Annotated in this window: 8 protein-coding genes; 5 read left to right on the top strand and 3 right to left on the bottom strand. The window is 50.3% G+C overall.

Annotation, left to right across the window (positions count from 1 at the left end):
* Positions 1–431: 431 nt before the first annotated feature.
* Complete coding sequence (locus tag EA392_11915) at positions 432–1313, bottom strand: SOS response-associated peptidase (protein TVR37747.1); 882 nt, start codon at positions 1311–1313, stop codon at positions 432–434.
* Positions 1314–1743: 430 nt separating this feature from the next.
* On the opposite strand from EA392_11915, the gene EA392_11910 reads away from it, so the two are divergent.
* The 5 genes from EA392_11910 (at position 1744) to EA392_11890 (ending at position 8427) form a co-directional block, all read left to right on the top strand.
* Entirely contained in the window at positions 1744–2544 is an 801-nt protein-coding gene (locus tag EA392_11910) for a hypothetical protein (protein TVR37746.1), read from the top strand.
* A 162-nt stretch (positions 2545–2706) separates the two neighbouring features.
* On the top strand, positions 2707–3774 hold the full coding sequence (serC, locus tag EA392_11905; GenBank protein ID TVR37745.1) for a 3-phosphoserine/phosphohydroxythreonine transaminase: 1068 nt from the start codon (positions 2707–2709) through the stop codon (positions 3772–3774).
* A 19-nt stretch (positions 3775–3793) separates the two neighbouring features.
* Positions 3794–4753, top strand: a complete 960-nt coding sequence (locus EA392_11900; protein ID TVR37744.1) for a 3-phosphoglycerate dehydrogenase — start codon at positions 3794–3796, stop codon at positions 4751–4753.
* An 88-nt stretch (positions 4754–4841) separates the two neighbouring features.
* Positions 4842–7688 carry a T9SS C-terminal target domain-containing protein gene (locus tag EA392_11895; protein ID TVR37743.1) on the top strand — a complete coding sequence of 949 codons (2847 nt, stop codon included), beginning with the start codon at positions 4842–4844 and terminating at the stop codon, positions 7686–7688.
* Positions 7689–7839: 151 nt separating this feature from the next.
* A complete protein-coding gene (locus tag EA392_11890) occupies positions 7840–8427 on the top strand; it encodes a hypothetical protein (GenBank protein TVR37742.1) in 588 nt (195 codons plus the stop codon).
* Between the two features lie 111 nt (positions 8428–8538).
* Here EA392_11890 and EA392_11885 read toward each other — a convergent pair whose 3' ends face one another.
* Together EA392_11885 and EA392_11880 are read right to left on the bottom strand one after the other, a co-directional pair.
* Positions 8539–9954, bottom strand: a complete 1416-nt coding sequence (locus tag EA392_11885) for a dicarboxylate/amino acid:cation symporter (protein ID TVR37741.1) — start codon at positions 9952–9954, stop codon at positions 8539–8541.
* A gap of 1 nt (position 9955) precedes the next feature.
* A complete protein-coding gene (locus EA392_11880) occupies positions 9956–11035 on the bottom strand; it encodes a chorismate synthase (protein ID TVR37740.1) in 1080 nt (359 codons plus the stop codon).
* Between the last annotated feature and the right edge of the window lie 132 nt (positions 11036–11167).

The raw sequence follows: 11167 nt of genomic DNA, 5'->3' as shown, positions 1-11167 counted from the left end.
AGTGCTGTCCCTCCAGCACAAATCCTTCACCCCCATCATAAGTGCCGTGATGAATTACAGTGCTTACAACTACAGCGCCCAGATTTTCTGAATAGTGGAGTGTCCCACTCATCCCACCCAGTGTAGCCACAGAATCATAAGGCATGGGAACTTTGGACCAACCATCAGGTTGGGCGTTGAGTTGTATGACTCCAGCTATAAGGAACAGACCGGTTAATTTTTTTGAAAAACTCATGATGATAATGCTTAATTACTTTCGTTAAGACCTCAACCGCTTGTGTATTAGCAGTTCATATCGGCATGTTCATTGGTTCTGAGCTCAATATCTGTAAAAAAGTTGGGATGGGCAAGGAGTTTTTTTAAAACTTCCGCTCTGAGTGCAGGGTAAACCAGGGGTAGAAGTATTGTGTTATTCAACAACACAAGTGCAATTAATTTCTCCCTTCCTCCTTCCTTCTGTTTCGCGCCGGAGACTCGCCCATACCAAAAAGCTTGATTTCGTCATATACTTCGTAGTCGTACTCCTTCTCTACGCGCTCACCGATGGGTTGCAGCAGGTGGATGCCGTTTACGCGTGGGTTCTTGATGGCCGGGTCAATAGGGTAAGCGTTCATGGCTTCGGCGGGGTAAGGTTGCAGCATATTGAGAGCGTCGGAAAGTGCCAAATCGCGGTTCAGCCAGTGGGTCTCATGCTCTCGCGGAACAATCACCGGAGAGCGATGGTGACCGATTTTCTGCAGCAATTTGTTGGCCACCGTGGTGATAATCGCGAAAGAGTGGATGATCTCGCCCGTATCGGGGTTCACCCACTCGTCCCAAATACCTGCCATGGCAAAAGGGCGCTCACCGTTACGCAAATACACCACGTAGGGTTTGTTGAGCTTTTCTTTTTCAGGGCCTTCAATAAAGCAATCGGCAATAACCAGGCAGCGCTGCGAACGGATGGCCTTGCGGAACATCGGTTTTAGTGCAATGCCCATGGCTCCGCGGTAGTCGGGATCATTTTCGCGGTTGTGATCGCCCTCGGCACGGGCATTCACCATGTAAAAATTCTTTTTACCCCACGAGGGAGTAAAGCCAAATTGAAAAAACTGCAACTCCTGGGGTTTGTCGTCGGTGATGACCGGTGCGAGCTGCCCGTGCGAGATATTGGTATTGGGCAGGTACAACGAAGGGTTGGGCGCCGCAACATTGAAGCGCCTCTCTATTTCCTTGATTTTGGTAACCGTAACGTAGCGTCCGCACATAGGGATTGAATTGATGATCGCAGCCAACCTGTCGCGACCATCCGAAGGTAAGGAATCCGTGGGCAACGGGATGCCGCTTGTAAAAAGGGCAGGGCAAACGCATTTAGAATATGAACCCGGAAGCCATCAATGTATTGAAGGGCCATGGGTATTTGTGTGGGGATACTTTTACGGCAGCTTTTCCTTTTCGAGAAGCGCCAGACTGGTGTCAACTTGTTTTGGACTAAACTTCAGGTTCGAAATCCACTTTCGTTGCGCTCCTTGCGCGGGCCCGCCCACCGAAGGCGGGCGGGCATTGCGTTCCTTGCGGTTAGCCTTTTTACCGGATGCCATGCCGCAGGCAGGCCTGCCTCATTCACTTTTCGCAGGCCAAACAACCGCAAACCAGAATCAACCGCATAAAAAAATACAAAGAGCAGATTTTTAAAGGTATTGGTCTCCATGACAAGTATCGTAATAAATCTTAGCAGCCCTCTTTTCAAAACTTGGTTTACATTTGACCTCACTCCTTGATGCCATGAAACCCATCTATGCCCTTTTTCTTATCACTCTGTGCGCATGTCAAACAGAGCCATCCGTTTTCAGTGAGCATATTTTCATTGACTTGCATGTTTACGACAACGACGGCCAACCGGCGGTCTCCGCACTGCCTGCTATGAAGCCCAACAGCGCGCTGAAGCCCTATTCGCGGCGGTTTGATTACCTGTTGATGAACGTTCCCGCTTTGCACCAGCACGATGCGTTTCAAGCACGCATGGATTTGAACGCCCTCTATCCGGACACGGTGGAAGTCAAACGTCAATACCTGAACAAATACCTTGAGGATGAAAAGCTCACCGGTTACTTCGAGGCCGCTTTGGCACCCATAGAAAATCCGGCTATGAAAAGGACTGCGACTTTTTTGCAGGAGGAGCTGATGGAGGTGGCTTCAAAATTCTTTTTCTGCTCCGGTGTTTCGGAAGATACCGTCATTACAACCCATATATGCGTGGGACTGAACGGCGTGAAAGAAGCCAATTGGAACAAGGACTTCACCCTGCTCGAGGCCTTTTGTTATGAAGCCATTTTCAGCAGTTTTGATGACGAGGATTCGGAGGTAATGAACGCATTCCTGGCAGTGAAAAAAGAATCTCAAAACCGATTTTTTGAGCAAATCACCACACTTGAACAGTACCTCGAAGATGTAAAGCTCGAAGTATTTGAGGGTATGAGAATGAACGAAGTATTGAAGGCACACCTGCTGGATTACTACGATCGCAACAAGGAGAATTTACCTTTTGTGATTTCTGACATATAATCAGCTACTTAGTGTGTTGGTATTTTCGTTGCTTGTCCTGTTTTCGTTAACAGAACTTTACCCATCCGCACCACCTTTCCGGTACCGATTATTTTGTGAACTTTGCCCCAAATTATGCCGCTTTGCCGGTGGTAAAACGCCAATAAAGACAAACAAATCACCATGAAAATCCACAACTACAGCGCCGGCCCGTGTATATTGCCATCCGACGTGATGCGCAAAGCCTCTGAGGCTGTGATTGAATTCAACGGAACAGGGCTATCCATTCTCGAAATGTCGCACCGCAGCAAAGAGTTTGTGGCGGTGATGGACCGCGCACGAGCCCTCGTGAAGGAGGTGCTCAACGTACCCGAACACTATGAAGTCCTCTTTTTGCAAGGTGGCGCCAGCCTCGGGTTTTACATTACCGCCCTGAACTACCTGAAAACCTCAGGGAAAGCCGCGTACATCAATACGGGTACCTGGGCCTCCAACGCCATCAAAGAAGCCGGTCGGGTAGGAGAGGTAAACGTGGTTGCCAGCTCTGAAGACCGAAACTTCAATTACATTCCCAAAAATGTGGCGGTACCCGGGGATGTGGATTACCTGCACGTTACCTCCAACAATACCATCTTCGGAACGCAGTTCAAGGATTTTCCCAAAACCGAGGTGCCGCTGATCTGCGATATGTCGTCGGATATTTTCAGCAAGCGCATCAACGTGGCCGATTTTGCCATGATTTACGCCGGAGCGCAGAAGAATCTAGGCCCGGCTGGTGCCACGGTGTACATTGTAAACCCGGAGCTGCTCGGAAAAACAGGTCGTGACCTCCCCAATATGCTCAACCTCGAAACCCACATCAAAAAGGAAAGCATGTTCAACACTCCGCCCGTGTTTTCGGTGTTTGTTTCGATGCTTACGCTGGAGTGGCTTCAGGCACTTGGCGGCATTGACGAAATGGAGAAAATCAACAACGCCAAGGCGGAATTGCTCTACCGTGAAATTGACCGGAATCCGCTCTTTACCGGCACCACTGCCCTGGAAGACCGCAGCGTAATGAACGCCACATTTGTGCTTCAAAACGAAGCCTACCAAAGTACTTTCGACGACATGTGGAAAGCGGCAGGAATCAGCGGTATCAAAGGCCATCGCTCGGTGGGCGGCTACCGCGCTTCTATGTACAACGCCCTTCCGCTTGAGAGCGTGCAAGTATTGGTTGATGTGATGCGCGAACTCGAAAACAAAGTATAACCCAATTACATCTTTTAGCATGAAGATTTTAGCCAACGACGGTATTTCGCCGGCTGGAAAAGAAAAACTTGAAAGCGCCGGATTTACAGTAGTAACCGAAACAGTTCCGCAGGATTTGCTCGCTGCCGCTATTCAAAGTGAAGGCTACGTGGCGCTGCTGGTGCGAAGTGCAACTACTGTTCGCAAGGATTTGATTGATGCCTGTCCGGGACTCAAACTCATTGGCCGCGGTGGGGTAGGTATGGACAACATTGACGTGGAATACGCGCGCTCCAAAGGAATTCACGTCATTAATACCCCGGGCGCTTCGTCGCAATCAGTAGCCGAATTGGTTATGGCGCATCTTTTCACCATTGCGCGTTTTATGCACCTCTCCAACCGCGAAATGCCGGGAAGAGGCACAACCGATTTTGCAGCACTCAAAAAATCCTACGCCAAAGGGGTGGAGTTGCGCGGTAAAACACTTGGAATTATTGGTTTTGGGCGAATCGGTCAGGCCACAGCGCGTTATGCATTGGGCTGTGGAATGAAGGTGATTGTGGCCGATCACTTTGGCCAGGACACCTACATTACGCTTGATATTGAAGGTGCTGATCCGGTACGGGTTAAGATGAAAAAAGTGGATTTGGATACCCTTCTGGCTTCAAGTGATTTTATCACCCTTCACGTTCCTGCCCAAAAAGAAGGTGCCCTTCTAGACGCAGCCGCCTTCATGAAGATGAAAGATGGAGTACGCATTGTAAACGCTGCCCGCGGCGGTGTAGTAGATGAAGATGCTTTGCTCACGGCTATTGAAAGTGGCAAGATAGCCTATGCTGCGCTGGATGTGTTTAAGAACGAACCCTCTCCCCGCGGAGACCTTGTTAATCACCCTAGAATCTCAGTAACGCCCCACATTGGAGCCGCTACTGCGGAAGCACAGGACCGCATTGGTGAAGAGCTTGCCGATCAGATTGTTCAGCTTATTGGCAACAACTGATTCAGCAATGCAAGAATAGGCTGTTTTGGGCTTGTCGGTTTTACAACTGATTATTGTACCTTGCACAGCCCTGCAAGGCGATAATTGATTGAACCCTAAAACCAACCTTATGAGATTTTTTTTACCCCTCGTGGCCGCCGGATTGCTGAGTACAGCGCTTCAGGCTCAAACTACTTTTGCCCCATCCAACAATTTACTGAATCAAACTTTTAACAGCGGTGGCTGTGTAGGTGTAGCCGACATGAACGGCGATGGGCTTGATGACATCGTGCATATGAACCTCTCCCGAAGAGTGATAATCGAGTACCAGAATGCCGACGGAAGCTTTACGCTCTATGATTACGGGCAGGTATCATCCAGCAACCAATGGGGAATGTGCATTGGCGACGTGGACAACAACGGGCACAACGACGTGTTCTCAGGAGGCTCTTACGACGGCGTTCATTTGTTGATGATTGATGCAGTGGGCGAAAGCCAGCTACTCAGCCTTCCGCAGGGCAATATGTTTATGCAGGGCTGCAACATGGCCGACATGAACAACGACGGGTGGTTGGATGCCTTTGCCTGCCACGACGACGCCGAGAGTCGTATATGGGGGAACGACGGCGAAGGAGTACTCGTACCTCAAAACGATTGGATTGATATGGCAACCGTACCAACTTCTGATAACAGCGGTAATTACGGTAGCGTTTGGTGCGATATCAACAACGATGGACACCTGGATTTATACATCGCCAAATGTCGACAGGGCGTGTCAAACCCCAACGATCCGCGCCGAGTTAACATGTGCTTCATGAACGATGGCAACGGAAACTTTACCAATGAGGCCCTGGAACGTGGACTGGTGGTATTCTCACAATCCTGGACAGCCGATTTTGCGGACATTGACAATGACGGCGATATGGACTGCCTGATCACCAATCATGATAATACCCTGATGCTGCTTGAGAACGATGGAAACGGCTACTTTACGAATATTACCGCCGGCAGCGGTTTGGAAATTGGAGGCTTTTTTCTTCAATGCATCATGAAAGATTTTGACAACGACGGATTTGTGGATGTGCTATACGCAGGCGGGGTGCACGGATACCACAAAGGAAATGGAGATGGAACCTTTACCCTTGTGCCGGGCATGTTTCCCTACTCAGATACCATGCATTCGTTCGCGGTAGGAGACCTCAACAACGATGGCTTTTTGGACGTGTATGCCAGCTACGGAAATGGTTACGTAAGTCCCGACATGAACAATCCTGATATCCTCTGGCTCAACGAAGGAAATGACAACAGCTACATCGCTTTTAACCTTGAAGGTACGGTGAGCAACCGCAACGCCATAGGAGCACGGGTTGAAATTCACGGTCCGTGGGGAATTCAAATCCGCGAGGTGCGCTCAGGTGAAAGCTACGGCATCAACAATTCATTCCAGGTTCATTTCGGTCTTGGTCAGGAAACCGAAGTAGATGAATTGGTTGTTAAGTGGCCTTCAGGAATTATTGAAATCTTTGAAGACCTCGAAGGAAACCAGACATACACCGTGATTGAGAACACTTGTATTTCTCAACCCATTGCCATTGAGGTGGATGGCCCGGCAGTTTTGTGCGAAGGCTCAACACTTACCCTTACCGCACCCTTGGGCGAAAGCTATCTTTGGTCCAACGGCGCCCAAACACAGAGCATTGAGGTAGGTGCCGTAGGTGCATATTCGGTAACTGTTACGCAGGAGGGGGGCTGCCCGGCAATAGCCCCGGCTGTGTTTGTGGAACTTGAACCCGACGAAACCCCGCAAGTTTCTGCCCTGGGAGAAGTGATTTTCTGCGAAGGAGAATTTGTGACCCTTGTTGCCTCAGAGGCCGAAGCCTACCTGTGGTCTAATGGCGAAGAAACCCAGAGCATTGAAGTAGCTGAATCAGGTGAGTATTTTGTAACCATCGAGGGCGTTTGCGGAAGTTTTAATTCAGAAACCATTGAAGTGGAGGTGCTCGAAGCCCCCATGGCACCATTCGCCGAAGGAGACATCATTCCGGAGCCGGGCATAGCAACACTTACCGCCATTGGCGATGATAACCTGCGCTGGTACGATGTTCCTTTTGGAGGAGAAATACTGGGTACGGGCCCTGTTTTTGAAACCCCCTTTATCAGCGAAACAACGCCCTTTTACGTAGAAGAGTCGGCCCTGGTGGGTGGGGAAATAGCTTTTGGAGGAAAAGAAGACAACAGCGGTCCCGGCGGATTTCACAGTAACTCCAGCTTTTTCCTGAGGTTTGATGCCAACGAAGAGCTCATCATTAAATCGGTGCTGGTGTATGCCAACGGAGCAGGAAACCGCACCATTCGCGCCACCACAACCGGAGGAGGTGAGATAATCGCTGAGGGCGTGTTCAATATCCCTGATGGTGAATCAAGGGTTGATCTGGATTTTGAAATTCCTGCCGGAACCGGATATGAACTGAAAACCACCGGTAACCCACAGTTGTACCGAAATGGAGAAGACAACACCCTGGAATTTCCGTATGCTTTGGGCGATATGGGAGCCATTACGGGAACCAATATTCAGGGAGCCAACGAGTTCAATTACTATTACTTTTTCTACGACTGGGAAGTGCAACGACCCGAATCGGGTTGTGTTTCAGAACGCACGGAAGTGCTGGCAATGGTAGATATTGGCACAGGAGAAGACGTATTTGCCTCAGAAGAAGGGTTTAATGTTTTTCCAGTGCCCGCTCGCGATTGGATCAATGTTCAGTTACACTTTACCGGTAAGTATGTGTTACAGATGTTTGATGTATCCGGAAAGCGCGTGTGGAATGAAGAAGGACAGGCAAACCCCGGTGATATGCGCACGTTGGATACCGGATCACTAAGGCCCGGTCTGTATGTTGTGCAGGTTGGCCACAACGAAAACTGGAGCTCGCGAAAAGTAATTATCAGTCAGTAATCATTGCGAACAGGATTTAAAATGCAACGGCTCACTGCAAGGTGGGCCGTTGTTGTTTGAGATAATTCGCGTTTTGTGCTGAACCAACCGCCGGTATTTGTGTTTTAACTTTTAAACAGGTTGTGGTACCTGTTTCAGAAGCATAAGACCTATGACCGGGCAACCCAAATTCAGACTTTACCCAAGGGAAGAATGGAAGCAAATCCCTTTCCCCAAAGATGCACTCAGAAAAAATTATGCCATCTCCAATTATGGCAGGCTTATAAGTTATGCGCGCTCCATGGAAGAAGGCAAGCTTATGCGCTGCGGACTGGTGGGAGGTTATCCTGCTTTTCGCCCCAAACCATTCGGGCAGTACAAAACCTATTACGTTCATCGCCTGGTGGGGGAAGCCTTTTTGGATCGCCCTTCTGAAGAACACGAGTTTATTATTCATCTGGATTTTGACAAAGAGAATAACCGTCCGGACAACCTCAAATGGGCCACGCGCCAGGAAATGTTGGCGCACCAGCAAAAAAGTCCACACGTGTTGCGCAGCCGCGAAGAACGGAAACACCGAAAGCCCCATAAAGGACACAAGCTTACCTCAACGGATGTGATGCGGATTAAGAAGATGATTTTCAATCCACAGCGAAAAACCCGCATGAAACTTATCGCCAAACAGTTTGGTATCAGTGAAATGCAATTGTACCGCATTAAGAACGGCGAAAACTGGGCGCACGTAAAAGTGGAGGGATAGAAGCACATAGTTGGGTTGAGTAGGCGGTGAAGTCTAAATGCCAATCAACGCAATCTTTGCGCCCTATAGCTTCCCGGGATGAATCGAGATCTTGACTACTGAATCATTCGGCTAGGTGTTTTCCCGCACGTACTCCATCTCACCTTCGGAGCTTGCAATAATGGCCGATACCGCGCCATCACCCGTTACGTTTACCACCGTGCGGCACATGTCCAAAATTCTGTCAATAGGGAATATGAGGGCAATCCAGGCCGGGTTCAGACCCACCGATTCGAGCACAATGATCATCAGCACGAGTCCGGCACTGGGAATGGCCGCTGCGCCAATAGATGCCAATGAAGCAGTAATGATGATAACCAATTGCTGGCCGAGGGTTAGATCCACCATGTGAAACTGTGCCAATGCCACCACCGCAACCGCCTGGTAAAGGCTGGTTCCATCCATGTTGATGGTTGCGCCGATGGGCAATACAAAGCTGGTGGTGCGCTCCGAAACGCCTAATTTCTCGTGTACACACTGCATGGTAATGGGCAGGGTGGCCACCGAGGATGAGGTTGAAAAAGCCGTAATCTGGGCGTCGCGCATGGCTGCCAAAAAGCCCTTGTAGCGAATGTCTTTCACCAATGTTTGAACCATCAACGGGTAAAACACAAAGGCCATAAACGCCAGCCCGATAATCAGCACCACGCCGTAGTTAAGCAGAAACCCGAGCAGCTCCAGAAATTTATCAGGGTCGGTGCCGGCTGCTTTTACCACTTGTCCGGCCATCAGCGCAAACACAAAAAAGGGCATGGCTTTCATCACCACCCAAACCATTTTGATGAAGATTTCATTCAGGCCGTCAACCAGCGCGTACACGGGTTGCTGTTTTTCTTCGGGCAAAGCCACCAGCATCAATCCAAACAGAATGGCGAAGAAAATAACCTGCAACATCGAACTGGTTGAGAGCGAGATGAAAATATTCTCCGGAATAACGTCCACCAGGGGCTGTAGAGGGCCTTCTCTACGGGTCTGCTCGGCTTTGGCCAGTTTGTCGCTCACCCACTCATTGGAGCCTTCGGATTTTTGTTTCTGACGCACGCGCTCCACAATGGCTTCGTTGGCAGGGTCGCACGAAAGGCAGATGTCGTCGAGTTTTTTGGCTCCGGCTTCGGTTCGCCACATTTCATAAGAAATGCGGTTTTCCACGCGCAGGTCTTCGGCGGCACGGGTACCGGGTTTCAAGAGGTTCACCACCACCAAACCCACACACACCGCAATGGCTGTGGTAAGCACGTAGAGCAGCAGGGTTTTGATTCCCATTTTACCCAGCTTGCGAATGTCCTTGAGGCTGGCCACCCCCACGATGATCGAAAAAAGTACCAGCGGCACGGCAATCATTTTGAGCAGGCTGATAAAAATGTCGCCGAAAGGCATGATGTAGTCCAGCGTAAACTCATTCCAGTCGAACCTCACCGAGAGGTAGGAGTACACAATCCCCAGTACCAGTCCGATGATGATTTGCCAGTGCAGTTGCAGTTTTCGCATGCTACAGTTTTGAGGTTTTGGAGCGCAGGTAGTGATCGGCCAGCACCAAAGCAGCCATGGCTTCTACAATTGGCACAGCGCGTGGCAACACACAGGGGTCGTGGCGGCCTTTGCCTTCCAGTATAATGTTTTCGCCTTGCTTGTTCACGCTTTCCTGGGGTTTGAGCACGGTGGCCGTGGGCTTAAAGGCCACTTTGAAAGCAATCTCCTCGCCGTTGCTGATACCACCCTGCACACCACCGGAGTGGTTGGTGCGGGTGCGAATACCGCTTTCCGACGATTCAAACACATCGTTGTGCTCCGAGCCGCGCATCCTCGTTCCTGCAAACCCCGACCCGATTTCAAAACCTTTTACCGCGTTAATGCTGAGCATGGCTTTGCCGAGGTCAGCGTGCAGCTTGTCGAACACGGGCTCGCCCAAACCGGGCGGAACACCGGTGATGCGCGTCGCAATCACCCCGCCCAGAGAGTCGCCGGCATCGCGGGCTTCTTCAATGGCGGCCATCATTTTTTGCGCCGTTTCGGGGTGAGGGCAGCGCACGGGGTTTTCAAAGCGATGACTCAAATCCACACCTTCGGCTTTTTCCGGTATGCCTATTTCATGCACCTGATGCACCCATGCAGCAATGCTTACACCTAATTTCGCTAACAATTGGGCAGCCATGGCACCCGCCACCACGCGGCAAGCCGTTTCACGGGCACTCGATCGGCCGCCGCCACGGTAATCCCGATGTCCGTATTTCTGCTCGTAGGTGTAATCAGCGTGTGAGGGCCGGTACGCATCTGCCAGGTGGCTGTAGTCTTTGGACTGCTGGTCGGTGTTTTGAATCAGAAAACCGATGGGAGCCCCGGTGCTGCGTCCTTCAAAAATGCCTGAAAGGAATTGTACAGTATCGCTCTCTTTGCGTTGCGTGGTAATTTCCGATTGCCCCGGTTTGCGTCGGTCTAGCGCAAGTTGAACTTCTTCAACGTCAATCTCCAATCCGGCGGGGCAGCCGTCAATCACGCCGCCAATGGCAACACCGTGCGATTCTCCAAAAGTGGTGAGCCTGAACAGCGATCCAAAGGTATTTCCCGGCATGGGGGTAAATATAGGGAAAGCGAGCGGAGTGATGATAGGCCAATGAGACAATAAGCCAATGAGCCAATGAGACGATGAGACAATAAGCCGATTGGCCGATTAGACGATTAGCCAATTAGACGATTTACCCCC

It is taken from the genome of Cryomorphaceae bacterium (assembly GCA_007695365.1).
Classification (GTDB): Bacteria; Bacteroidota; Bacteroidia; order Flavobacteriales_D; family SKUL01; genus SKUL01.
This window is presented reverse-complemented; position numbering and strand designations above follow the sequence as displayed.